We start from the raw sequence: 25,152 nt of genomic DNA on the forward strand, positions 1-25,152 counted from the left end.
ATTAATGTTCGTAGTGCTGTTCAAAAACAGTCATCATGTCCTCTAGATGTTCATCTATCTGCTGTTTACCCCATGAACCCTGGCCTTTAGCACCAAATATTTCTCTTAGTTTCAGTGCGTCGAAATGGTGCTTCTTATCAAAATCGATACGCTTTTTGTCAACGTCTTGATTACTGTAAGAAGAATTTTCACCAGGACTAAGTAGCACTAAATTACCAAATGAATTTAACGTTTTACAGTCTAACCTATTGTTATATTCATCATTTTGAGGATGAACATGTTCTACTGAATTTTTGGACGTAATTCGGTACTTTTTAAACTTCTTCAATTCTTCATTAGTCAACGAAGATTCTGAAACCTTCATTTGCTTCCAAATCAAATATTCAAGCTTTTGAAACCAGTAGTGCTCGAAACTCGTCCCTAACGACTGTTCAAAGTACGTCGATTGTGATTGCCAACTCTGGTAGTTAGGCTCCAAGCCCTCAGCCATTGCAAAGCTTGCCTCTTTCTGAGTATCGATTGATAGTGACATTTTGTTGTCGATATTTTCTAGCAGCTCTAGCGCCTCAGAGTCTTGTATGATACTCGAACGGATCAAGCCTGAAAGAAATGGCGTTAACCAATACTGAGCGCTGCGCTCACCGGTAAAGTTGCGAACACTTTGCAAAAGAACAATGTCACTTAACTCTTTCTGCGTTCGGTTGATGTAGTAAGTGTCATTAGACTTGCTGCGAGATTGATACGTTAAACCAAGCTGCGCATCTGTCGCATCGTCACGTTCAACCCATTTCACAACCCAACGGTCAAACTGGTAGCGAACCTGCCATAGCGTTTCGATAAACAGCTTTACCGATTGCTCATCACCATTGATAAGTGGCTCGAATATCTCCAACAAGCGATCACTATGCAGACGTGGCTCAATATCATTATGATCATTAAGCGCCAAGTAGACTCGGTAAGCGTGAATCAATAACAGCGGGAACTTGATGATTGGGCGACAGTAAACTGTTTCAACATCCAAATCGTAGGTTTCAAACTTCTCTTGCTCGGTGTTATCAGGAATTGAACTTGCTTTAACTTGTGACGCTAACTGAGCAATCGACAAGCCAGGTAACGCCTCTGACGTTTCATCTTTTGCAGCGAAGCGTTCAGCATCAAAAGACGCCAAATGTTCGGGTTCAATATGGTACCAATCAGCATTAGGGAATACTTTGCGTACATTGCGTTCAAAATAGTTTTCCAGGTGCTCACACGCCACCCACATTGCATCATACTGTGCTTTGTCAGTATGAATGTGCTTGAAGAGCTTCGCCTTTAAAATGTCCGCTTGTTCCAACTGAATGCCAGCGGTATTCATGGTGGCAAACAATCGGTTTAAGTCCATTTGTGTTGGCACAATGTTATTTACCCATTGAACTTGGCGGTAGAGGTAATCCCCCATGGCTTCGGCACTCACCTCATCATCTGATTTGAGTTTCTCTACCTCTTTGGTCAATACATCTAACGCCACGCCCATCTGTTTCAAATAAGCATTGTCGGCGATCGTTTCCTTAGACGGCACTTGATAGTTATTTAGCCCCGCTAGGCCACCCAAAAGCTGCTGAACTTGCTCGCGAATTGAGAATTGGAGACGTGGCTTATCTTCACCATCACTCGATGTATAAACAGCAAGCCCTGCAAGATCAGATTTAATGCCTGCGTATTTAAAGGCAATGGTCATGAGCATTAGCGTTGTCGTGCGCTGCTGGCCATCGATCAACTCATAGATCCGCTCTCCATCTTGTTCAATGCGAGACGACAGGATGGTGCCGATAAAATAGTTTGGCTCTTTTAATCGACACGCTTCTTTAATATCTCTGAACAGCAGTAAGACATCATCGTCTGACCAGACATAAGGACGCTGATAGCTAGGAATAGAAAACTGGTAGTTTTCGGTGTAGATTTTCTCGAGCGTCAAAAGCTCAGTTTGCACTGATAAATGATCACCCATGTTTTACTCCTAACGCAGAGATGTGCTGGCTAAATGCAGGGCCAAATTGATTGGCATAATCTTGCTTTTCTATATCCAGGCCAAAGTATTGAGATACTTTTTCGACGAAACGTTTTTTAACGCTGTTTTTGTCAAAGCCACTCTTGTCGACCGACAACTTGAAACTATCTAACTGTGCAAAACACTGCTCTGGGGTATAGCTCATTGCAATCCAATCCAGCACTGGGGTTTCTTTGGCAAAAGCAGGAACCGATTTCTCCTTTACTGCTTTCTGGTTCTCTACTCTACGAGAATAAACCACGCGGAAAAGTTTTTTCGCTGCTACCTCTAGGCTTCGCTGCCCATGCTGACTGATGTAGAGCAACAGGCATGCGTCATAGAGCTGTTTAAGATAGCCGCAGCCATCAAGTTTGCAGACCAGCTTTTGATAAAACTCGTAAAAGCCAGCAAGCTCACCTTGCGCTGTATTATTCAACAAGTAGGTTTGGCGCAGCTGCTCAAAATACTGCAAATAGTGAATGGTATTGGCACCACTATTTAACGGCTGGCGCAGTTCATAGCCGACTTGAGGCTGAGCCAAGCTCTCACCGCCATTTGGCATGTAAGTACGAGCAATTCTGCCAAATGCAATATCGTCGCCTTTGCCTGTTTGCTCTGCCAGCTCGGTAACAATGCTATTACGCACTTGCTGAGTTTGGTTGTGAAGCGGGTAGTCTCGGAAGTTAAGGTATTGCCAATAGCGACCACGCAGCAAAATATCAACAACAGGGTTTAAATCCCCCAGCGCTTCCCAACGAGTAGCAAAGGTGTTTACCGCAGATTTGTCTTTCTCATCAACGGCTCGCAGATGGTGAGCTTTGATAATATCAGGCCCTGCTAAACGCACCCCGCCCGTGTTTTGGGTTTCAAAAAATCGGTAGGCTTCATCTTCGCTGTCTGTCACTACCAAGGTGATGTTGATTTGCGCAAAATCGATATCAGCCAATGAAGCCTCATGCTTATACAGCCAACCAAGGTTATGTTTGATTTGCTGTTGGCTCTCAGGGGATTCATAAACCAGCTCAAGGTCAGAGTGTTTATTTGCTAAGTGGGAAATCAACGCCATTGTGGTAAGGCGTTGCTGACCATCGATGATATTAAGATTGCTGCCTTGTTGATGCAAAATGACACTGCCCAAGTAAAATGGGCAATGTTCTGCGTCAGGTTTACCAGCTAGATCTTGCTGATGAAGCTTAAAGTCATTCAACAAGCGTGTGATTTGCTCTTCATTCCAGCGATATGGGCGCTGATATTCAGGGATGGCAAGCATCCCGTGAACGTATTTTTCAACCTTACCGTCAGAAGCTAAAATCGGCACAGCAGAAAACAGATTTTCCAGTGTGCAACTGGCAACAACAACCGCCATTTATGCCAGCTCCGTCACTTTGATTTTACCTGTAACGGCGCTGTTGATTAGGGTAGTTTTGTATTCTTTTAGTTTACTTATCTGTTCATTTAGATGCTTGATACCCGCATCTAACTTTGCTGATTCTTTTTCAATAAAAGACACTATATCTTCCTGCTCTTTTACAGGAGGAACCACCATAAACAAAGGCGCTAAGTTATTGTAACGAATTCGCACGGCACGTTGACGAACTGCATTGCAAATAACCTGAATATACTTAGCAAGAGCCATTTCTCTTAGTAAGTAGGCAAAATAATACTGTGATACGTTAACACTATTGATAGGGTCACATATCACGTATTCAGGTGTACATTTTCCATCAGAGTCTGAAACACCAATAGCGCCTTCAAAAGCATCCATTGAGTTAAGAACCAGTTGCCCTTTTCTGATGCCCTGATAGCCACCTTCCAAGATTGCTTCAGTGTACCCACCTACACGGCGGTTCGAGCGTAAAGTGACCTGCCCATCCCTGTAAGAAGTAACAACACCATCTCCTTTGCGTACTGGTAGTCGACTCTGAGTGAATAGGTTCTTAAATCTTACAATCCCCCAGTGTTCAGGAATTTCTCCTATCCAATCCACACCAGAATCTTTCATTGGCACATCAGGGTTCAAACCTTGCGTTACAGCTTGCTGAATGATGATTTGCTTGCGCTCTTTTAACAGATCAATTTGCTTTTGTTTGATTGCGATGGCTTCATCGATTTGTGCTGTTTTTTCATCAAGGAACCTGGCAATTGCTACTTGCTCCGTTTTAGACGGTAACGCAAGACTTATCGTCCTCATTTCGTCATATCTTGTTGTCCACAGGTCAGCAACGATCCCCCTACCAACTCTGTAGTATTCCTCTATAAAAGCATTACTTTTTAGTAAATGATGACAGAATGTCGCTTCAATTTTCTGAGGCTCTAAAACAATATTAATCAACGACACGGAGCCATCTCTGTCTGACACACCACTAGAGCCTTTACGGTCTGATCTACTATTGATAACGAAGTCCCCGCACTTCACTAGCTTTCTATTATCACCATCTTTTGTCTTAGCAGCACTATCCAACTGCGGTAATATACCTTTTTTGGTCACCGACAATGCTGGAAAATCAAGATCAGAAACTTTTGTTCGACGTTCTCTAAACAAACCACCTAGTCTAACAACGTCCCATTCTTTAGGGATTTTGCCAATCCAATCAACATTGGACTCTTTATAAGACTCATACTTGGACATACGCTTAATCATCGTATCTGTCATTCGCTTACCCTTGAACCTTAGCTACAGAGATACCAAGAATGTCAGCAATTAAACCTTCCGCTTTTTGCTCAAGCGCAATAATATCGCTAGCCACTTCATCCATTGAGCGCAGTGGTTTGTGACGGTAGAAGTGCTTGTTAAAGCTGACTTCGTAACCAATCTTGACTGATTCTAAATTTACCCAAGCTTCATCTACGTGCGGTTTTACTTCATCAAGGAAGTATTGGTAAATGCTTTGCTCAAGTGACACGGATTCGCTATCACGCAGATCTGAGCTTGACTCATAAGTCACGAATTCATTGTGATTGCCCGTTGGGTAGTAACCGAAATCTGACAAGTCTTGCAGTTCACATTCGTAGTTTGCTAGCAAGTCATCTAACTTGTCTTGCTTAAGCTTGGCGACTTTCTTGATGACTTTTTCTGCGCTTTCGTCATACCAGCTTACCGCATCAACAATGGCTTTTTTCTCAGTTGCCGCGAGTTTAAGACCGAGTGATTTAAGCTCTGCATCTACCAATTGTTTGAACTGATTAAAGTCGTTGTAAACTTCATCACCAATCTTGCTATGTAATTGACTCGCTGAATTAACCAGTGTGCGCTGTTTAATCCAGTTTTTCGTATCCAGCAACTTGGTTTTCGCTGCTTTGTTTAGGCTGATATCGTTTTCTTCACACCACTTAGTGATCTCTTTTTCAATCCCTTTAACAAACCCAGCGTCATAGACTTGCTCGCCATATTCGGCGTACAAGTACTCCATCACTTCACGCAGTGATTTTTCAAAACGTAGCGGTTCAATTAGGTCTGCGCGGAATTGAGCACTACGGCGATCTGGGCGCTCAATGTTCACTTTGTGGTAACCAAAATCTTGGTTCTTGAAGACTTGAGCAGCAATACCCACCGAATCACCTTTCGCGTCGATGGCACGCTCAACGGTTTGATTATCTAGATAGGTCGAGACAATTTCCGCAATGTGTTCTGGCGAGAACTCGCAGTTTTTGTTACCCAAGTTCTTACGCAACTTACAGAACAGCAAGCTAGCGTCAATCAGCTGCACCTTGCCTTGGCGGCTTTCAGGCTTGTTGTTATTTAGAAGCCAGATATACGTAGTAATACCCGTGTTGTAGAACAGGTTATTTGGCAACTGAACAATCGCATCCAGCATGTCATTTTCGATGATGAAACGACGAATATTACTTTCACCACTACCCGCATCACCGGTAAACAAGCTTGAACCATTGTGAACAGACGCAATGCGTGAACCTAATGGGCTAACTTGAGGCGACTTCATTTTAGTGACCATTTCCATCAGGAACAGTAACTGACCGTCACTGGAGCGAGGGGTTGCATCTTGTTCTGACTCAACACCCCAGTAATCTTTTAACTTCACTTTGAAGCGACCATCAACGACTTCTTTGCCTTCTTTGATGTGTTTTTGCTCACTCGCCCAGCTCTTACCGTAAGGTGGGTTAGAAAGCATGAAGTCAAAGCGCTCTGATGAGAATTCATCGGTAGAAAGGGTTGAGCCAACACGGATGTTTTCAGGGTTGTTACCTTTGATCATCATATCTGACTTACAGATGGCGTAAGTCTCATCGTTAATCTCTTTACCGTAGAGGTAAATATCACGGTTCGATGCCGGATACTTCTCTTCAACAAAGTTCTGTGTTTCTGTCAGCATACCGCCACTACCACATGCAGGGTCATACACTGTGATTGAAAGGGGCAAGTTATCTTTGATTGGATCGAAGACAAGGTGCGTCATCAATTCGATAACTTCACGCGGAGTAAAGTGCTCACCTGCCTCTTCGTTGTTCTCTTCGTTGAATTTACGGATCAACTCTTCAAAAACATAACCCATACCAAGGTTACTGAGCGCCGGTAGTTTGTTGCCCTCAGGATCTTCTTTAACCTCTGGCGTTAAGTTGATGTATGGCGAGACAAATTTATCAACCACATCTAGCAGAACGTCTTTCCCCGCCATGTGGCGGATTTGAGCTCTCAGGTTAAAACACTCAACAATCTCTTTTACGTTGTTGCTAAAACCGTTGAGGTAATCTTCGAAGTTAGCCAGCAGAATCTGTTGGTTGTTGGTCGCAGTACTGAATAGCGTTTGGAGGGTCCACTTGGAAGTGTTGTAAAACACATAACCTGATGCTGCACATAATGGCGCATCATCAAGCTCAGTTTCATTCATCTCTTCCTTTTGGAATCTAACTTCTTCCAATACTGCTTCTTTTGAAGGCTCTAAAAGCGTATCCAGACGGCGTAGCACCACCATAGGTAAGATAACGTCGCGGTATTTACCACGAACATAGACATCACGAAGGCAGTCGTCGGCAATCGACCAGATAAATGAAACGAGTTTGTTATGTACTGAGTGGTCCATAATATTCTTCTTAAATGATAGTTGCTTGAAATTCAAACAATAACAATAGGGGTATTTGGGCAGGATTTTACTGACTTTTGACGCTAGTAGCGAATAAAACATTGGTTTCTGCTCGCTACTAGCTCCTTAGTTTGGCCTACCATCAAGATTTAAAACGCTGCATCTCAATATACTCACGTAGATGCTTAAAAGGATAAGGCGTTACAGTTGGTAAACGATGCCTTAAGTGATAAACGTCAAACAAGTTTTCTACCTCTTCAGGTAGTGCATCAAACGAATGTTTTATTAGGTATAAATGGCTAAAAGTTTCTATTTTGCTCTGTGGGCTGCCTTTGCCACCAGCAAAGTACATACCCTGCTCTCGGTTATAGAAGAAACCTAAAGATGCATTAAAGAACCCGTCACTTTGTCCTCTCATCGATGTTTTTAAGAAGAATCCTTGTTCGCGCAGCCAATCATAGAATTGTTTTTCATCATTGCTTTTGTATGCAATTGTCGAAAACTCATCAAACGGTAGAGGGGTCGTATCATCCCACTCAGACAATATCGCTCTCAGTTTGTTGATTACTTTACTCTCTGGGTTTTCTTCAATGAACTGAGTCAACAATGCAATCGGGACATCTTGGGCTCGTCCTTTTTTAAGCTCACGCAATCGCTCCGCAACCGCTTCAAATTCCGGCAGCATTTGAATACCCGTATCAATGAAAATGGCATAGTCCCCCGTCTCCGGCCAATAAATATAAGGGGAACGTTGGAATCCTTGAAATACTTGCCATTTATCATTACCTAAATCGAGTTCAATATCTTCAAGCTCCTCTTGAGTCGCTTGTATATATTGCCATTCATCGCCCACTAACTTAGACGCATACACTGGCCACGGCCCATCTCGCACCTCTGAAAATTCGCCTTGCGGTCGATGAGGCATGTAATATACACATCCTTCAGGGCTTCTTGGGTATTCAATCAAATGCTTTTTTGTATGAACTTCTAGCTTGATAAGTAGTTCTTTTAACAGCACTTCCACCACGTGTCGGTTTGGCTGGCCTTGACGATTCCATAAGCGCTCTGGGTAACACGATTGAAAAACTGTGTCTTGGTACTTTTTGCGATAAACCTGGTACGGATCTTCTTCAGCTGACTTGTAGGTGTCTTTATTACCAACAATTAGGATATTCAGTGCCCCACAAATCGGAACTTCAGCTATTTCTGCGTTTATATCTAGATGTTCGATACCATGAAGCAAGGTTAATGCAGCGTCAGTATCTTTGCTTTCGGTTAAATCACAGACCACCAAACGATGCTCTTTCAACGCATCAAACAGACCGACATAGTGATTTTTGACAATCGTATCTGAAACAAATCTATGCTTTTCTCCGGGAATCCGCTGCAACTTCACCGCAACTGAGTCACCATAAGCTTGCTTCAAATCTCGCATGAATTGTTCAAGAATTCCGACCTTAGATAGTTGAAAACCGCTATAAGACTCTTTAGTAATATCAATCGCCTGGATTCGATTCTTCGCATTAGAGTAAAGCGGCTTCTTGATGTAGTCGCCCTTTATGGATTTGCTGACCAACATCCCCACTTCATCAAGTTGATAACGTATAGCAGACCTTGCCTTTTTTTGTATCTCTCCGTTCTCTAGCGTAAACCAAGACAAGGGAGAAAATGTTTTAGTACCCATTGAAAGTGTTTGTTTGAATCCAAGTGCTGCACATGGTGCTAAGTCGATTTCCACGGTCGTTAATTCATAGCCAGAATGGCCTTTCGGTAACTTTTTGCTTTTGACTAGATAATACAAACCCTCACTTTCAAAGCGCTTTATCTCTGGCGTAGTGCCACTCAATACTTTTGGTATCGCTTTGATCAGTAAACGGGCCAATTGCCATGTAGGTAGCTCGACAGCATTAACTGGTTTGATAGCCAAAGACGTGTCTTTGAGGTCTAATTTGGCGTCCTTTGCTAACAGCACCCAATAACACGCTTCTTTATTGGCACCTTTGACTAAGCAATAAACACTTCCTGACTTATAGATTTCAGACGCTAATGTTACTAAACGCTTAGGTCGTTCTGAGAAGTCTATTCCTTTATAACTGACACAGTAAATCGCGAAGCTTCTATCAACCCAATCAGTGTCAATGGATATTTGTTCCGCTAAGGTTGATAAAGGACCGTGTGAGGAAGGTTCTAGCTGTTGTGTAACCATTTTATCAACTCCTGTACTGCGGTTAGGTTGGTGTCGGCATTGCTATCATCAATTAGTGCCGGAATTTCAATAACTTTAGCTAACTGTGGTGAGGTTTCTACGAAGCACGAGTCCAAATATCTAATCGGCTTTGAGGCATCCCCTAACGCATTCACGTAAACAAACTTCGAAGGTCCAAACTCTTCTTCTACCAATGAAATTTTCGAACTGTAATCTTCGCTGCTTTCATTACCTTCATGCTTCCAGTATTTGCTGTCTAGCCAGATCGGTTGCTCAACCCCTGCAAATTTGACTCTATTATCAAATCGCTCGTAAATAGAATTTGGAACTTCTTCAAAGATAAAATCGAATGCTGTTAGCACCGCCTCTACCGCTTGCTCGCCCAATGCTCCCTTATAAATGTTGGTAAACATAACTGGCGTCATCACATACGCTTCTTTTTGCCACGAACAGGCAAAACCTTTGTGTTCAAACCAAGGCCTCACATATTGGTTCTGAACTAACGTAGCTAGGCTGCATGCTTCCTCAGAAACCATATCGCCAGTAGGCACTCTATCAAAGAACTCGAAGGCATTCGGGTCACCATCTAAATTACCCTGGTAACGGTAATACCCTTTGGTCATAGACTGTAAGTACAATCGATTGAATCGGGCAGGTTGAGAGGCAATCGTAGGAGAGCGAAGTAACTGAGTTCTAATGTCTTGCCACTCTTGAATATCATTATCAGATGCACGTTGATTATGTAGACGACGAACTAGGGCCTTGACTGACTGAATACCGTCTTTGTTGTTTCGTTGGGCAAGATTAAACAAACGTCGAACAACCCTGTCCTCAACTAAAGGCTCATTAGCTGATTTCGCTTTATCAACCAAAGCAACATATTCGTGCGAAAACAAGCTTGGGTCTCTACTCTCTTCCGCCAGAATTTCTTTCAAACTGGAATCAGCAAACAAGAGAATTTGTTTTCGTTTCAGAGATGTTCTCCCGGCTCTTCCTACCGCTTGTTCAATGTATTTCCTTACCGCGCTTTGGTAGTCACTTGTTTGGTAATATTGCTGTAAAGAGCGCTCTCTGCTCATGCCCATAAGTTGCTGACGACACCAGCTTTCAGCACTTTTCGGCGACAACTCTCCGTTCTCTTGCAAAGATAAGATTTGGTGAAACTGACAAAGCTGGTTAGCAGTATGCGAATAATCATCTGACAACATTAGCTGAGTAGGTTTTTCAAGATATATACTGTCTATATCGCTTCGCTGCTGGGTGCTATAAGTAACATCGGCAACGGATATTAGGCTTCCACCTTCCAACGCTAAATTGACTGCATAATCAGGGTTTTTACCAGCACCCATTGAAGCATATGTACTGAACACAACGACTTTCCCTGCTTCTGTGTTTAGGTGATTGGAAATTTCATCATAGCCAACTAACCTCATCCAATCAGCGTTCACGCCAAAATATGTCTTGGTTGGAACATTAAATTCTATCGCCCATTTATCACAGCAAAACTGGATGAATTCATTAATATCCTGACGTGTTGTATCAAGAGTACGGTTTAACAGCGACAGCATATAACGATTATCAGGAACTGACATAAACGCTTTAATACTCGCTAAGAGCTTAGACAGCCAGCTCCGAACAAATGCCTGCTCTGACTCAGCAATACCGAGATGGTGATTTAGGATAAAGTGGCTTGAGCGAGCCTCCGGCTTATATTCTTCTAACAAAGTATCAAGAAACGCATCTCGACTATTAAGATACTTAACCTTTAAAACCACACCATTATCTTTATAGTTGCGCTTACTATGATAATAATCATTTACCCGCAGCTTTTGCTCCCTAGACAAAGATAGAAGCTTTTTACCCAAACGCTCATTCAAGTACTTAAAATCAAAGTTATGTATTACGGTATCAGCTCTCGCTGTTGCACTTATACCGAGAATAACAGCTCCGGCATCAACCATATCCGCCAAGACACCCGATGGTGAAAGATTTAAGAATGACGCTTTACAATTTACGGTATCGCGAGTCCCCTGATTATGGGCGACTTCAACAAGTTTCATTCCGGTATGATGGTAGCTCTTGCTAGAACTCAACTTGCTCGCTTGTCCACCCGCTGATTGCCGCAGCCCCCTAGTATCAAAAGACTCGTAAACAGCAGACTCAAATTCTTGTAGGTTAAAGTGAGTAAGCAGGGATTGAACGGCTTCTTGAAACGTTCCTTCTAGGCTTCTATTTTCGCGCCCTTCAATTTCAAGGCTACGAACGTTCTCCCAGTACTGAAATACGGCTTTACGCATAGTGCCAAGAAACCACTGGTATATAACATCCGCTTCATTGACAAAGCGGGTTAAAAGCCCATTTTTTTCAATGAGAGAACCTTCCACTTTCTCATCACTAAATATGAGATTTTTCTGCCTCAATAGATCTGATTTTAATGACAGCGTATGAGTGGCACTGCTTACATGCGTGAAGCTTCTATCTGAAAACAACCGAACAGGTCGTTCATTCAAGTTAGGTCCTTCCGTATTAAACGCAAACGCTAGGTTCCACTTGGTGCCAAACTCTTCGAGTCTCTCACGCAGTGGTTCAAACAGGTCTTCAATCTTGTCGTAGCGAGGCGAACTCTCAAGTTGGTGATCTCGAAAGTTTGCTCTCAGAGTTCTTATAGCCCAAATTAAGTCCTGCGCTTGTTGTTTACACAGTTCGGAAAGGATGACTTGATTTTGCTTATCAATTTCATCAATGATAAGCGCCGCACCACTTAAATCGCGTAATGGACTGTAGCGCGAGCGGGTATTGTGGAAGCCTTTCAGAAACTTGCTCGTCGTTAAGAAAACAACATGAGCGCTTCCATTGCGGATTTTTTCTCCCGGCAGAAGTGCTTCAACAGAGGTCAGTAACGAGCCATTCAGCGAGATTCTATCGGCCCCTTTTTGTTTCTTTTGCAAGCGGGCAACTAAATTGCGGTAAAAGTAACCGGCTTGACGACTTAAAGAAACTTTAACTTCTGGCTTGCTCGCATGATGCCTTAGGCCCGATATAGCGCTCCATTCTGCTTTAACATCGCGCTCGGCGTTCAAGTCAAATCCTGTCAACACTTCATTCATTACAGCATCAGAACATTGCAACAACTGCTCTGACTGGTTAGGTAGGTGGACTATTTGTGCTTTAAGGTAGTCTTGTTGTTCAAGAGTGAAGCGAGGTCGCCCCTTAACTGTTTGCTCTTCAATTAACTTAAACAAGTCTGCTTTCGCACTTACGACATTATCTACTGAATCTGTAACGTAATAGAGCAAACGCTTGGATCTACTACCACTCTTTTCTTCCTGTAATTCATTTTGCACTTGAGCAAGCATCTGCTGGAGCAAAAAGTTTAATGCCGTGTAAGTTTTTCCGATCCCAGTCTGAAACGGTAGTGGAAGCAAAGCGCCAGATTTGGAGCCATTAACTTTAGTGTGACTTTCGAGCGATTCAGTAATGACAAGATCAAGCGGCGACGGTTCAGGAATGAGCCGAAAATCAAAATGACGAAACGCTTCTATAGATACATTCAATTTAATACTCCCTACGCAGTGCGTGATATCTCAATGACCAATCCAATGACACTGAACCCTTACCATGAATTTACAATAAATATACACAAAAAATAAACTGCGATATTTATTTTCACCACGTAACGGGTAAATTAGATAAGTTCTTCGACTTCGATACATAATGATCTAGATCATTTCACTCTGAAGAAAGAAGAATAAATACAGGTTATATAATGTAGAGCTTTGTGATGATTCATCAGCCAGCTTAAAAGGATATTAATTCCAGGTTATTGGATGCACAGCCTTGTTTATGATTGCTCTATTGATTTGTTATTGTCTTAACTGCTTTTTCGTCATTAAATTCAGCTAATACTGTCATGAAGTGATAATAACAACCTCTAAATTATCTGGCCTAAATCTCATTGTAAGCGTGCGCCCGGATGGGCGCACTTGAGAATCAAGCAACAGTCTGTGCTTTCTTAATAATAGAAAACAGCTGATCTTTTAAGTGAAGGCGCTGCTTTTTGAGTGTTTCAAGGTAAGCGTCAGAGGTATTTTCTGCGCCGGTTTCGATGCGATGTACTTCGTGATCGCACTCATGGTATTCTTTAAACAAACGGGCGAAGTGTGCGTCGTTCATTTTCAGATGGTGGATCTCGTCTTTATATTCCGGAAATTCGTGGTGCAGATCATGTTTTTCAATTGTCATAATACGGTCCTTTCTATTTTGCGCATTTAATACAAGTCGTTGTGTAAGGCAGAGCGTTTAAACGCTCCGGATTGATTTGTTCTTCACAGTGCTGACACAGGCCATAGGTGCCCTGCTCTATTCGCAGTATCGCGTGATTGACCATGACCAGCTCTTGCTTGGCTTCCTGATGAATTTCATCCAGTACATCGTCGTTTTCACGCTCTGTGTTTTGCTCTGCAAAGTTGGCCGACCGGCCCTTTCTGAAATCGGCTTCAATGGCGGCTATCCGTTGACTCAGTTCATTTTGTTTGGATTTGAGAAAACTCGTTAATTGGTCAGCAGTCATGATGTTCTCCTTTGTTAAACTCATCATAACGCGCTGCTTTTGCGGCTCTTTGATCTGGCACAAGGTTAAGGAGTGGGCAATAAAAAACCCGACACTGGGTCGGGTTTTTGGTGCTATAGGTTAGACAAATCTAGACATATTCAACTTCGATGATGTCGTATTCAACGCTACCGTTTGGAGTTTGAATGGTCACTGAATCATCCAGTTCTTTTCCGATAAGACCACGTGCAATTGGCGAGTTAACCGAGATCAGATTGTTTTTAATGTCTGCCTCGTCGTCACCTACTATCTTGTAGGTCACTTCCTCGTCTGTATCAACATTGACTATGGTCACCGTGCTGCCAAAGATCACTTTGCCATTGTTTGCCATTTTAGTGACGTCAATAACCTGTGATGTAGACAGTTTGGCTTCAATTTCCTGGATGCGGCCTTCGCAGAATCCCTGCTGCTCACGTGCAGCGTGGTATTCGGCGTTTTCTTTCAGATCGCCGTGCTCACGCGCTTCCGCGATGTCGGCAACGATCTTAGGACGGACGACTTTCTTTAAATGGTTCAGTTCTTCACGAAGCATTTCTTCGCCTCGTACTGTCATCGGAATTGATTGCATAGTATCTCACTCATTGCCAGGGCTTGCGCCCTGGCCTTGTTCTTCTTAGTTCAAACGCTGGTGTAGCTCCTGAACAGAGTTTACAGAACTTCTGTCGTCAGCCTCATTGGCTGTACAGTTTGCAAACGCTGCGTTGAGCGTAGTGGTGTAGTTAGTCTTATGCTGAAGTGCACCACGACGTAACACCTTCGAATCTTCGATAGCCTGACGGCCTTCTGTGGTATTCACAATGTAGCTGTACTCACCGTTCTTGATGCGGTCAAGAATGTGTGGACGACCTTCAAATACCTTGTTTACGCGACGTACTTCGATGCCGGCGTCTTCCAGAGCTTGTGCTGTACCTTTGGTTGCATCCAGCTCAAAGCCAATGGCTTTCATGGTCTTAGCCAGCTCTACAACACGTGCCTTGTCACCATTGCGAACAGATAGTAGCGCGCGACCACCACGTGGTAAAGCGTTTGATGCACCTAATTGCGCTTTTGCGAAGGCTTCGGCGAAGTTTTCACCAACACCCATTACCTCACCGGTAGAGCGCATCTCAGGACCACGCATTGGGTCAACACCCTGGAACTTAGCAAATGGCAGTACCACTTCTTTTACGCTGTAGTAAGGCGGGATAACTTCTTTCGTCACGCCCTGGCTTTCCAGTGACTGGCCAACCATACAACGGGCCGCCACTTTTGCCAGCGCAACACCGGTTGCTTTAGAAACAAACGGCACGGTACGCGCAGCACGCGGGTTCACTTCAATCAGGTAAACCTGACCGTCTTTTACCGCGAACTGAGTATTCATCAGACCAACCACGCCCAGCTCCAGTGCCATGTCGCGCACTTGCTTGCGCATTACGTCCTGAATGTCCTGCGACAGTGAGTGTGCAGGCAGTGAACAGGCAGAGTCACCTGAGTGAACACCGGCTTGCTCAATGTGCTCCATGATGCCACCAATGATGACGTTTTCGCCGTCACAGATCGCATCAACGTCTACTTCGATAGCGTCATCCAGGAAGCGGTCCAGCAATACTGGTGCTTCGTTAGACACAGAAACCGCTTCGGTCATGTAACGACGCAGGTCATCTTCGTCATACACGATTTCCATCGCACGGCCACCCAGTACATAAGAAGGACGTACAACCAGCGGGAAGCCGATTTCCTGAGATTTTGCCACCGCTTCTTCCAGTGACGTAACCGTTGCGTTTTCAGGCTGAAGCAGGTCAAGACGCTCAACCAGCTGCTGGAAGCGCTCACGGTCTTCAGCACGGTCAATCGCATCTGGTGAAGTACCAATTACTGGCACACCATTCGCTTCAAGGTCACGGGCCAGTTTCAGTGGCGTCTGACCACCGTACTGAACAATTACCCCTTTTGGCTTTTCAACGCGCACGATTTCAAGCACATCTTCCAATGTGATTGGCTCGAAGAACAGACGGTCTGACGTATCGTAGTCTGTTGAAACCGTTTCAGGGTTACAGTTCACCATGATGGTCTCGTAGCCGTCTTCACGCATTGCCAGCGCGGCGTGTACACAACAGTAATCGAACTCGATGCCCTGACCGATACGGTTAGGACCCCCACCGATCACCATGATTTTGTCTTTGTCAGACGGTGCCGCTTCACACTCTTCATCGTAAGATGAGTACATGTAAGCAGTGTCTGAGCTGAATTCTGCAGCACAAGTATCAACGCGCTTGTAAACCGGCAGGATATCCAGCTGGTGACGTTTCTTACGAATTTCTTTTTCAGACACACCCGCAATCTCAGCGATACGTGGATCTGAGAAACCTTTACGCTTAAGGCGACGCAGGAAGTCTTTATTCAGACCAGCCATGCCCACTTCAGCGATGGTTGCTTCGTCTTTCAGAATGTCTTCAATCTGAACCAGGTACCAGCGGTCAACTTTGGTCAGCTCGAACACTTCTTCTACGCTCATACCGTGACGCATTGCATCGGCGATGTACCAGATACGCTCTGCGCCTGGCTCACGTAGTTCACGAATAATGGTTTCTTTCGCTTTCGGGTCGTCCAGTGCAACAATTGGGTTAAGACCTGTTGCGCCCACTTCCAGACCACGAAGTGCTTTTTGTAGTGATTCTTGCTGGTTACGACCAATGGCCATCACCTCACCCACTGACTTCATCTGTGTCGTCAGACGGTCGTTAGCGCCGGCGAACTTCTCGAAGTTAAAGCGTGGGATCTTAGTCACAACGTAATCGATTGACGGTTCGAATGACGCAGGGGTTGCACCGCCTGTGATGTCATTTTGTAGCTCGTCCAGGGTATAACCCACAGCCAGCTTAGCTGCAATCTTAGCGATCGGGAAACCGGTTGCTTTAGATGCCAGTGCTGATGAACGCGATACACGCGGGTTCATTTCAATGATAACCATACGGCCATCATCCGGGTTAACACCGAACTGAACGTTTGAACCACCGGTTTCTACGCCAATCTCACGCAATACCGCCATCGAGGCGTTACGCATGATCTGATATTCTTTGTCAGTCAGAGTTTGTGCCGGTGCAACTGTGATTGAGTCGCCCGTGTGAACACCCATAGGGTCGAAGTTTTCGATAGAACACACAATGATGCAGTTGTCGTTTTTGTCACGCACCACTTCCATTTCGTATTCTTTCCAGCCCAGTAAGCTCTCGTCGATCAGTAGCTCGTTGGTTGGAGATAGATCCAGACCACGGGTACAAATTTCGTCGAACTCTTCCATGTTGTAGGCAACACCACCACCGGTACCACCCATAGTGAAAGAAGGACGAATGATACACGGGAAGCCGATGCGCGACAGTACATCGTGCGCTTCATCCATTGAGTGTGCAATCTCTGCGCGAGGACACTCAAGGCCAATGTTTTTCATTGCAACGTCGAAGCGCTCGCGGTTCTCAGCTTTGTCGATGGCATCCGCAGTTGCACCGATCAGCTCAACACCGTGCTTAGCCAGTACACCATGCTTGTCCAGGTCAAGCGCACAGTTTAGAGCAGTCTGACCACCCATAGTCGGTAGTACCGCATCTGGCTTTTCTTTTTCAATGATTTTCTCAACCACTTCCCAGTGAATTGGCTCGATGTAAGTCGCATCTGCCATTTCCGGGTCAGTCATGATGGTTGCCGGGTTTGAGTTAACCAGAATAACCCGGTAGCCCTCTTCTCTCAGCGCTTTACACGCCTGAGCACCAGAGTAGTCAAACTCACAGGCTTGGCCGATGACGATTGGGCCTGCGCCCAGGATCAGTATGCTGTTTAAGTCGGTACGTTTTGGCATTGTTACTCCGGTTCTAATTAGGCTTTACGTGCTTGCATTAATTCAATGAAGTGGTCGAACAGCGGCGCTGCATCATGCGGACCCGGGCTTGCTTCTGGGTGACCCTGGAAGCTAAATGCCGGTTTGTCGGTACGATGAATGCCCTGCAAGGTTCCGTCGAACAACGACTTATGCGTTGCACGCAGGTTATCTGGCAAAGTTGCTTCATCCGCAGCAAAACCATGGTTCTGTGCTGTGATCATTACCACGTCACGATCCAGGTCTTTCACCGGGTGGTTACCACCGTGGTGACCGAACTTCATCTTCACCGTTTGTGCACCTGAGGCCAGCGCCAGTAACTGATGGCCCAAACAAATACCAAAAATAGGCGTGTCAGTTTCTAAGAAAGCTTTAATCGCATCGATTGCGTAGGTACAAGGCGCTGGGTCGCCTGGGCCATTAGACAGGAAAATACCGTCTGGATTCATCGCCAGTACTTCTGCAGCGGAGGTTTCTGCTGGTACTACAGTTAGTTTACAGCCACGGTCGACTAACATGCGAAGAATGTTCTTTTTCACACCAAAATCATACGCAACAACATGGAATTGCTCATTTTCAGCACTCAGAGTCTGGAAGCCCTGACCTAAAGTCCAGCTCCCTTCACGCCACTCGTAAGTCTGTTCTGTTGTTACGACTTTCGCTAAATCCATCCCTTTAAGGCCTGGGAACGCTTTTGCCGCTTCCAGTGCCTGCTGCTCATCAATTTCATCGCCCGCGATGATGCAGCCATTTTGAGCGCCCTTATCACGCAGGATACGCGTCAGCTTACGCGTATCTATATCGGCAATCCCAAGGATATTGCGTGCTTTTAAGTAGTCACTTAACGATTGCTCGTTACGGAAATTACTTGCAAGCAATGGCAAATCCCGAATTACCAGACCCTTAGCCCAGATTTTATCGGCTTCTTCATCCTCACTATTAGTACCGGTATTCCCGATGTGTGGATAAGTCAGCGTCACAATCTGTTCTGCATAAGAAGGATCCGTCAAAATTTCTTGATATCCCGTCATAGACGTATTGAATACTACCTCACCAACGGACAGGCCGTCAGCGCCAATGGCAGTACCGCGAAACACAGTGCCGTCTTCAAGGACTAAGAGAGCGGATTTAGTCAAGTTAACCTCCTAGATAGTAAAAAACGGGAGCAAGCCAACGCTTGTTTTCCCGTCTACAAAGCGCTTGGTAACACGCAGTTATTAAAATTTTGGCAAATTCGTTATAGTCTACAGCACTTTCTTAGATTCGTCTAATAATTCGCGTAAAAAATAAAAAAATAAGGTTTTTAGCGACTTTTACTAACGAACACGCTAAAATAGTAAGCTTACCTCTTCAATCCAAGCACATCTTGCATGGAATAAAGTCCGTTCGGCTTATCTTTTAACCACTGCGCAGCCCTTACAGCACCTGATGCGAAGGTTAATCTTGATGTTGCTTTGTGTGTTAATTCCAGCCTTTCTCCCATAGTGGCAAAATAAGCCGTATGTTCACCAACTATATCGCCAGCTCTGAGCACTGAATAGCCAATTTCTTGTTGACTTTTAGCCTCATGTACCTGAGTTCTGTCATAGCGCGCCACCTGGTCATGATCCCACCCTTTTGCCTCGGCAATGGCTTCACCAATCGCCAGCGCGGTCCCCGACGGTGCGTCGACTTTATTACGGTGATGAGCTTCAAAGATTTCAATGTCCATTTCATCGGCCAGCTTTGCCGCGGCAGTTTGCACCAGGTCCAGCATCAGCGTCACACCGACACTAAAGTTACGTGCAAAAACAATCGGAATAGACTCAGAGGCGGTTTCCAGTGCCTGCATTTGCTCTGCACTCAGGCCGGTTGTGCCAATTACCATGGGCGTTTTATTCGCCACAGCCTGTTGCAAGTGGCCGAGCATACCCTCTGGTAGCGTAAAGTCGATCAGTACATCCAGTTCAGGATCCAATTGCTGTTCAGAACTGAAGGTCGACCCGGCAGGTGCTTGCGGCTGTAGTGTGGCAATAGGCTGGTTACGGTGTGGCGAGGACGCTCTGACGAATGCGCTGCCAAGCTGGCAATGCTGAGACTGTTGGACTGCTTCAATCAGCGCCAGGCCCATACGGCCATTGGCGCCAAAAATACCGATTTGTGTCATTTTACGGTTTTCCTTTGTGTTAGATATGCCACCTGTTTGGTGGTACGGAAACGTATTTTCCCGATTTTCAGCGCAAGAGAGATAAGCTCGATCACCCCGCTTTTATGCCAGGTGATTAATTTTGTGCTCTAGAGTTTACCCTATCTCTGTGTCATAGTCAGTTGACAATAATACGAATCTATCCTGTTTTGCGGGCTCGTCATTGACGTGCAACCAGCAAGGCCGAGCACACTTTAAAGTCGTGTTTTGAGCTATCAAAAGCTCTGCTCACGCTCAAAGCTAAACGCTCAGACAGGTAGAAAAATATAATAACGAAACACAATGGACTTTAGACGTCTAACCATATAAACTTCCGCCCTCGCCGATTTCAATTATTGCGGGCGATGTAGTTTAAATGCAGCTAATAATGGACTCGTTGGCTGTGGTTAGTTTTTGGGGAGTGCTATGCAGCCACACTTAAATCACACACAAGCAAAACTTTCTTTGCTACCTCTTTTAACCTTTGTTGGCCTGTTCCTGGGCGCAGGTCTGTACCTGCAATCACAGGGCGTCGACTATGCTTTTTATCAGCTACCGGCACCGGTGGCCATTTTACCCGCCATAGTTATCGCGTTTTGGATCAACAAAGGCACCATCAACCAGAGCGTTGAAACCTTTATTAAAGGCGCCGGACACAGCAATATCATTACCATGTGCTTAATCTACTTGCTTGCCGGTGCGTTTTCATCGGTGGCCAGTGCCACGGGCGGCGTTGATGCCGTCGTCAATGCCGGATTATCGCTGATCCCGCCAAGCCTGCTACTACCCGGGCTGTTTTTAATTGCCGCTGTGGTCTCGACTGCCATGGGTACGTCAATGGGTACTATCGGTGCGATTGGCCCGATTGCCTACGCGGTATCTGTTAAAACCGGTATCGATCCCGCTCTGATGGCCGGTACCATTGTCTCCGGTGCGATGTTTGGTGATAACCTGTCTATCATTTCGGATACCACCATAGCAGCAACCCGTACTCAGGGTTGTGAAATGAAAGACAAATTTAAAGAAAACCTGAAAATTGCCCTGCCCGCTGCCGTGCTTACCGTAGCGCTGCTGGTATTCCTAACCCCAGAGCCACAGGCGGTTGAAACCAAGCCTTTTGACTGGCTACTGGTATTGCCCTATGCCTTTATTTTGGTGCTGGCAGTGATCGGCATCAACGTCTTTGTGGTGCTCTTTAGTGGTATTATTTTCGCTGCACTGATGGGGTTCACCGGCGATTATCAGGGTGCCGCTTTCGTTAAAGACGTATACAAGGGCTTCAGTGATATGCAGGAAATTTTCCTGTTATCTATGTTCATCGGTGGCTTGTCTGAATTTATCCGCGTCAATGGCGGGCTGGATTATCTGGCTCACAAGATCCAGACAATAACGGCCATCATTGCCAAATGGCACAGAAAAGTGGCCGATCAGCTGGGTATTGCCGCGCTGGTACTGACCAGTAACCTGTGTATCGCCAACAACACCGTAAGTATTATTGTTGCTGGTCCGGTTGCTAAAAAGCTGGCCGATGATGGTGAGATCTCTGGTAAGCGTTCAGCCAGCCTGTTGGACATTTTTGCCTGTGTCATGCAGGGATCCTTGCCTTATGGCGCACAAGCTTTGTTGCTGGGCGCGACTTTTAAGATCAGCCCCTGGGAAGTTTCTACCTCGTCCTTTTACTGCTTTATTCTGGCGTTTACGGCCATTGCCGTTATATGTTTGCGCCGCCATAAAGACTAATCACCAAACAGAAATGGCATCCTCAGGGTGCCATTATTTGTCCTAAACCAAGAAAATGCGTGTTTTTATTCCACTTGTTTGTTGATTTGCGTTTATAATTCAGCTGTTTATAACCCCATACACACGAGAAACAATGAAAACACCACTTTTTTCTGCGCTCACTCTGAGTCTTATGCTTAGTGCTGGTACGGCTGCAGCGGCTGACTGGAGTAACACTCAGCTACACCTTAATCACGGTGAATTTAAAAATCCATTTAGTCAGCAAAAGGCCAATCAGACGATTTATTCTCTGCAACATGCCTCCGGTTACCGTTATGGCGATAACTTCTTCTTTATCGATTACAGCACAGACGATCTGGACGATGGCTATCAGGATGGCGACTTTTACGGAGAATGGTACTCTACATTTAGTCTGGGGAAGCTGGCAGATCTGAAGTTTAATGACTCACCACTTCAGGACGTTGGGATTGTGATGGGCTTTAACGCCGCAGGCGATGCCAAAGTCATGAAATACCTGCCAGGCGTAAAACTCTCCTGGAATATCGACGGGTTTAATTTCTTTTCTACCACTCTGACCGGCTACATCGACGACAGTCGCGGCGTGAATGCCGGTGGCGCGCCGAAAGAGACCAACAGTTATATGCTGGATGTGGCCTGGGGCTACCCGTTTACCATTGGCGGACACAAGTTTGAGTTTACAGGTCATGTGGAATACATCACCGGCCGCGACAATGAAGTGGGCGGTGATGTGAAAGGCTGGCTACTGGCACAACCTATTTTGCGCTGGGATCTGGGTCACGCACTGGAGATGCCCGAAAACCAGCTGATGCTGGGTATCGAATGGCAGTACTGGCGAAATAAACTGGGCACCGACACCAATGAATCGGTTCCTCAGGTGCACCTGGCCTGGACATTCTAAGCCACGCTTTTTTGCCGGGTTATTGTCACTGACCCGGCTTACGTCCCCCCTTGCTATTACTTCCGAATAAAAACCACGTAAAACCATTGCACAGAAACATACCATACAGTATGGTATGTTCAGTTGCCATCAAACGGAGTTGTTTATGTTTAGTCAGATTATGAGCCTTAAACCTGAGCACGATCGCCTTCAGGCAAAAGCATGCGCGCACCATTTTCGTGACGCACTACAAGTCACGCTCGACACACCATCCCTAACACCCAGCCAGCTGCAATACCGGATTTTTAATACTATGCCCGGCTGGGTAACACAGTTGATGCGACTCAGAAATAAGTTAGTCGCTGCATTTGGTTTTTCAGTCGGGCAAAACACTATGGTGCCCGCCGGTGATGAGCTGGATGTAGGCGATCAGGCAGGCTTTCTGAACGTTTGCGAAAAGTACCCTGAGGAGATTATCAGCAACGCTGAAGACCGCCATATGGCCTTTTACCTGAGCGTAAAAAAACAGCAAAACACGGTGATTGTATCCACTTTGGTTAATCCAAAAACCTTGACGGGTCGCATTTACCTCACTGCCATTTTACCCTTTCATTATGTTATCGCGCGCAGTGTTATTCACAATGCCAAGAAGGCAGGAAGATTATGAGCGATGCAAAACAGAGTTGGCTGGCATTTGCGCTAAAAACGCTGATCCGCAGTGGACCAGATGCTCTGACCATAGACCGACTATGCAGCCGTAAAAAAGTGACTAAGGGCTCTTTTTATCATCACTTTAAAAATCGCCAGGCTTTTATCGATGCACTGATGACTTACTGGTATGAGCAAGCCACTGCACGCCTGATTGCCATTGCCGATACACAGCCCTGTCCCAAGACCAGGCTGGAACGCCTCGATGAAGCCATTGCAGTGACGGACATTGAAGCTGAAATGCATATTCGGGCCTGGGCCCTGAAAGATACCAGCATCCAGCACCACTTGTGCACCATAGACGCTCAGCGTCAGCATTACCTTAAAACCTGTTACCTTGAATTAGGTTTAGACTCAACGCAGGCAGAGCAACTAGCAACCACCAGCTATGCCAGCTTTCTGGGGCTACAGCAGCTCTACCCTCGCCTGTCCGTTCAGGAGTGCCTGACACTGAGTTCCCGACAGGCGAAAACGCAACTGGAGGCATTATTATGAATCGCGCCGCTTTTTTAGGAAATGGGCTGATATTCACAGGCCTGCTTCACAACCTGGTCGGCATTTTGATGGGCTGGGAGGTACTCACTGCAATGCATCAGGAAGGCTGGTTCGCCACGACCGTCGTCAACGGCAGTATGCTATTTGACCGCGAAGCCATCGTGTGGTTTCTAAGCAGTGGGGTGTTGTTTTTACTCCTTGGCTCTGTGTTACGCCAACTCAGTACATATCAGATACCCGTGCCAGGGCTATTTGCCCCCTCACTCACCTTATTTGGTGTGGTACTGGCGATCATAATGCCTTTCTCTGGTGCTTATTTATTGATTTTGCTTGGTGCCCTCTCGCTATTAAAAGACAAATTCTGGCGCAGGCCGTCGCATTTGTCATAACTTTTGTCCTAAAGATGTCCAATTAAATGTCGATATAAATTAAGATAAAAGTATTAATCGATACTTTGTATGTTTAGCCAAGCGTGATCAGGGAAAGTGCTATGACATTTATAATTCACCAGACATCCAGAGACATTACCGCTTTTCAGAGTAAACCTGCAGCCACCGCGACAGACGAAGTGGCTGCAACCAAAGAACAACAGACGACGCCGTCTGCAACAGATACCGCAGAAGAAGCTCAGGGCATAACTTTATCTAATGAAGACAAGCATGTACTATCCGGGGAAAAAGCCAAAGAAGACGCTGAGGAATTTGAAGATGTCCCTGCCTATATCCAGCGAATGCTGGAGCGTCTGGAAAAGCTCAAAGAAGAAATGACCTTACTCAAAGAAGAGTTAATGGCATTGCAAACAGAACGAGAACCCGATGAGGCAACTCAGCAACTGACAGAAATGAAAAGCCAGTACCTGATGCAGTTGCAGGAGCAGTATTTCGATATGATCAAAAACATTCAGGAAGCGCTGAAAAAAGAAGGGATCACAGATCCCGGGATCATTATTCGCGCCATAACCTGAATACGCACGCCTGGATTATCTTAACCAGGCGGCCATACCACTAACAAAAATACCCAACAGGCTGAGATAGCAGACGCCAAAAGAGATACTTCGCATTAGTTTCTGATCTAAGTAGTAACACACCATATGCCCGACCCTGTACAGCAGGTATGTGGCAGCTAATCCGTTGAGCCAACCCGGATGTGTGCCCGGGAATACCGCAAAAAGCACCACCAGTATCAAGATCCCCACTGTTTCGTTGCTATTGGCAAACACTCGGTTACTTCGAAACAACAGCGTTTGCGGGTCCTGCGAGACCGCCACGCCAGGCGGATGCTTTTGCTTAATTGCGATAATATTGACAATCGCCAGCTGAATTAAAAATAGTCCACCCGATAACCCGAGCACCAGAATAGTCAGTTGATATGGGACCAGTAACTCTGTCACACAGAGCTCCTTATTGTGCTTATT

General features: G+C 45.4%; 19 protein-coding genes. 6 read left to right on the forward strand and 13 right to left on the reverse strand.

Annotated elements, in window-relative coordinates; genetic code table 11:
- Nucleotide 1: 1 nt before the first annotated feature.
- The 12 genes from NH568_RS05875 to dapB form a co-directional block, all read right to left on the reverse strand.
- Entirely contained in the window at nucleotides 2-1,990 is a 1,989-nt protein-coding gene (locus tag NH568_RS05875; RefSeq protein ID WP_253045555.1) for a DUF262 domain-containing protein, read from the reverse strand.
- Nucleotides 1,983-3,395 carry a DUF262 domain-containing protein gene (locus NH568_RS05880; RefSeq protein ID WP_253045560.1) on the reverse strand — a complete coding sequence of 471 codons (1,413 nt, stop codon included), beginning with the start codon at nucleotides 3,393-3,395 and terminating at the stop codon, nucleotides 1,983-1,985. Before NH568_RS05880 ends, NH568_RS05875 begins: the two co-directional genes overlap by 8 nt.
- A complete protein-coding gene (locus NH568_RS05885; RefSeq protein WP_253045563.1) occupies nucleotides 3,396-4,682 on the reverse strand; it encodes a restriction endonuclease subunit S in 1,287 nt (428 codons plus the stop codon).
- Between the two features lie 4 nt (nucleotides 4,683-4,686).
- On the reverse strand, nucleotides 4,687-7,068 hold the full coding sequence (locus NH568_RS05890) for a class I SAM-dependent DNA methyltransferase (RefSeq protein ID WP_253045565.1): 2,382 nt from the start codon (nucleotides 7,066-7,068) through the stop codon (nucleotides 4,687-4,689).
- 142 nt (nucleotides 7,069-7,210) lie between these two features.
- Nucleotides 7,211-9,274: a hypothetical protein gene (locus NH568_RS05895; protein ID WP_253045566.1), complete on the reverse strand. Its 2,064-nt coding sequence runs from the start codon at nucleotides 9,272-9,274 to the stop codon at nucleotides 7,211-7,213.
- Nucleotides 9,256-12,828: a hypothetical protein gene (locus NH568_RS05900; protein WP_253045568.1), complete on the reverse strand. Its 3,573-nt coding sequence runs from the start codon at nucleotides 12,826-12,828 to the stop codon at nucleotides 9,256-9,258. Before NH568_RS05900 ends, NH568_RS05895 begins: the two co-directional genes overlap by 19 nt.
- A 436-nt stretch (nucleotides 12,829-13,264) precedes the next feature.
- Entirely contained in the window at nucleotides 13,265-13,516 is a 252-nt protein-coding gene (locus tag NH568_RS05905) for a YdcH family protein (protein ID WP_010386117.1), read from the reverse strand.
- 13 nt (nucleotides 13,517-13,529) lie between these two features.
- On the reverse strand, nucleotides 13,530-13,844 hold the full coding sequence (locus NH568_RS05910; protein WP_054017181.1) for a TraR/DksA C4-type zinc finger protein: 315 nt from the start codon (nucleotides 13,842-13,844) through the stop codon (nucleotides 13,530-13,532).
- A gap of 130 nt (nucleotides 13,845-13,974) precedes the next feature.
- Complete coding sequence (gene greA, locus NH568_RS05915) at nucleotides 13,975-14,451, reverse strand: transcription elongation factor GreA (protein ID WP_046003103.1); 477 nt, start codon at nucleotides 14,449-14,451, stop codon at nucleotides 13,975-13,977.
- Between the two features lie 45 nt (nucleotides 14,452-14,496).
- The gene (gene carB, locus NH568_RS05920; RefSeq protein WP_253045570.1) at nucleotides 14,497-17,715 is read right to left on the reverse strand and encodes a carbamoyl-phosphate synthase large subunit; all 3,219 of its coding nucleotides are present in this window, start codon (nucleotides 17,713-17,715) and stop codon (nucleotides 14,497-14,499) included.
- A gap of 17 nt (nucleotides 17,716-17,732) precedes the next feature.
- Nucleotides 17,733-18,869 carry a glutamine-hydrolyzing carbamoyl-phosphate synthase small subunit gene (gene carA, locus NH568_RS05925; protein ID WP_138550584.1) on the reverse strand — a complete coding sequence of 379 codons (1,137 nt, stop codon included), beginning with the start codon at nucleotides 18,867-18,869 and terminating at the stop codon, nucleotides 17,733-17,735.
- 206 nt (nucleotides 18,870-19,075) lie between these two features.
- The gene (gene dapB, locus NH568_RS05930) at nucleotides 19,076-19,879 is read right to left on the reverse strand and encodes a 4-hydroxy-tetrahydrodipicolinate reductase (RefSeq protein ID WP_253045572.1); all 804 of its coding nucleotides are present in this window, start codon (nucleotides 19,877-19,879) and stop codon (nucleotides 19,076-19,078) included.
- Between the two features lie 444 nt (nucleotides 19,880-20,323).
- Between dapB and NH568_RS05935 the strand changes: the two genes are divergently transcribed.
- The 6 genes from NH568_RS05935 to NH568_RS05960 all read left to right on the forward strand — a co-directional run bounded on the left by NH568_RS05935 (nucleotide 20,324) and on the right by NH568_RS05960 (nucleotide 24,702).
- Entirely contained in the window at nucleotides 20,324-21,637 is a 1,314-nt protein-coding gene (locus NH568_RS05935; RefSeq protein ID WP_253045574.1) for a Na+/H+ antiporter NhaC family protein, read from the forward strand.
- 133 nt (nucleotides 21,638-21,770) lie between these two features.
- Nucleotides 21,771-22,556 (forward strand): nucleoside-binding protein, encoded by a 786-nt coding sequence (locus NH568_RS05940; protein ID WP_253045576.1) that lies wholly within the window; start codon nucleotides 21,771-21,773, stop codon nucleotides 22,554-22,556.
- Between the two features lie 145 nt (nucleotides 22,557-22,701).
- A complete protein-coding gene (locus tag NH568_RS05945) occupies nucleotides 22,702-23,202 on the forward strand; it encodes a DUF2867 domain-containing protein (RefSeq protein ID WP_253045578.1) in 501 nt (166 codons plus the stop codon).
- Entirely contained in the window at nucleotides 23,199-23,738 is a 540-nt protein-coding gene (locus NH568_RS05950) for a TetR/AcrR family transcriptional regulator (RefSeq protein WP_253045580.1), read from the forward strand. Before NH568_RS05945 ends, NH568_RS05950 begins: the two co-directional genes overlap by 4 nt.
- Nucleotides 23,735-24,127, forward strand: a complete 393-nt coding sequence (locus NH568_RS05955; protein ID WP_253045581.1) for a DUF6463 family protein — start codon at nucleotides 23,735-23,737, stop codon at nucleotides 24,125-24,127. Before NH568_RS05950 ends, NH568_RS05955 begins: the two co-directional genes overlap by 4 nt.
- Before the next feature lie 101 nt (nucleotides 24,128-24,228).
- Nucleotides 24,229-24,702, forward strand: coding sequence for a hypothetical protein (locus NH568_RS05960; RefSeq protein ID WP_054017172.1), 474 nt, complete (start codon nucleotides 24,229-24,231; stop codon nucleotides 24,700-24,702).
- Nucleotides 24,703-24,717: 15 nt separating this feature from the next.
- On the opposite strand, the gene NH568_RS05965 is transcribed toward NH568_RS05960, so the two are convergent.
- A complete protein-coding gene (locus NH568_RS05965) occupies nucleotides 24,718-25,128 on the reverse strand; it encodes an MAPEG family protein (protein WP_253045582.1) in 411 nt (136 codons plus the stop codon).
- Between the last annotated feature and the right edge of the window lie 24 nt (nucleotides 25,129-25,152).

It is taken from the genome of Pseudoalteromonas sp. XMcav2-N, from assembly GCF_024124545.1.
GTDB lineage: Bacteria > Pseudomonadota > Gammaproteobacteria > Enterobacterales > Alteromonadaceae > Pseudoalteromonas.

Excerpts from the sequence above, each read along its gene's own strand:
- NH568_RS05875 (WP_253045555.1), bottom strand. The coding sequence starts at position 1,990 with ATGGGTGATCATTTATCAGTGCAAACTGAGCTTTTGACGCTCGAGAAA.
- NH568_RS05880 (WP_253045560.1), bottom strand. The coding sequence starts at position 3,395 with ATGGCGGTTGTTGTTGCCAGTTGCACACTGGAAAATCTGTTTTCTGCT.
- NH568_RS05885 (WP_253045563.1), bottom strand. The coding sequence starts at position 4,682 with ATGACAGATACGATGATTAAGCGTATGTCCAAGTATGAGTCTTATAAA.
- NH568_RS05890 (WP_253045565.1), bottom strand. The coding sequence starts at position 7,068 with ATGGACCACTCAGTACATAACAAACTCGTTTCATTTATCTGGTCGATT.
- NH568_RS05895 (WP_253045566.1), bottom strand. The coding sequence starts at position 9,274 with ATGGTTACACAACAGCTAGAACCTTCCTCACACGGTCCTTTATCAACC.
- NH568_RS05905 (WP_010386117.1), bottom strand. The coding sequence starts at position 13,516 with ATGACAATTGAAAAACATGATCTGCACCACGAATTTCCGGAATATAAA.
- NH568_RS05910 (WP_054017181.1), bottom strand. The coding sequence starts at position 13,844 with ATGACTGCTGACCAATTAACGAGTTTTCTCAAATCCAAACAAAATGAA.
- greA (WP_046003103.1), bottom strand. The coding sequence starts at position 14,451 with ATGCAATCAATTCCGATGACAGTACGAGGCGAAGAAATGCTTCGTGAA.
- carB (WP_253045570.1), bottom strand. The coding sequence starts at position 17,715 with ATGCCAAAACGTACCGACTTAAACAGCATACTGATCCTGGGCGCAGGC.
- dapB (WP_253045572.1), bottom strand. The coding sequence starts at position 19,879 with ATGACACAAATCGGTATTTTTGGCGCCAATGGCCGTATGGGCCTGGCG.
- NH568_RS05935 (WP_253045574.1), top strand. The coding sequence starts at position 20,324 with ATGCAGCCACACTTAAATCACACACAAGCAAAACTTTCTTTGCTACCT.
- NH568_RS05940 (WP_253045576.1), top strand. The coding sequence starts at position 21,771 with ATGAAAACACCACTTTTTTCTGCGCTCACTCTGAGTCTTATGCTTAGT.
- NH568_RS05945 (WP_253045578.1), top strand. The coding sequence starts at position 22,702 with ATGTTTAGTCAGATTATGAGCCTTAAACCTGAGCACGATCGCCTTCAG.
- NH568_RS05950 (WP_253045580.1), top strand. The coding sequence starts at position 23,199 with ATGAGCGATGCAAAACAGAGTTGGCTGGCATTTGCGCTAAAAACGCTG.
- NH568_RS05955 (WP_253045581.1), top strand. The coding sequence starts at position 23,735 with ATGAATCGCGCCGCTTTTTTAGGAAATGGGCTGATATTCACAGGCCTG.
- NH568_RS05960 (WP_054017172.1), top strand. The coding sequence starts at position 24,229 with ATGACATTTATAATTCACCAGACATCCAGAGACATTACCGCTTTTCAG.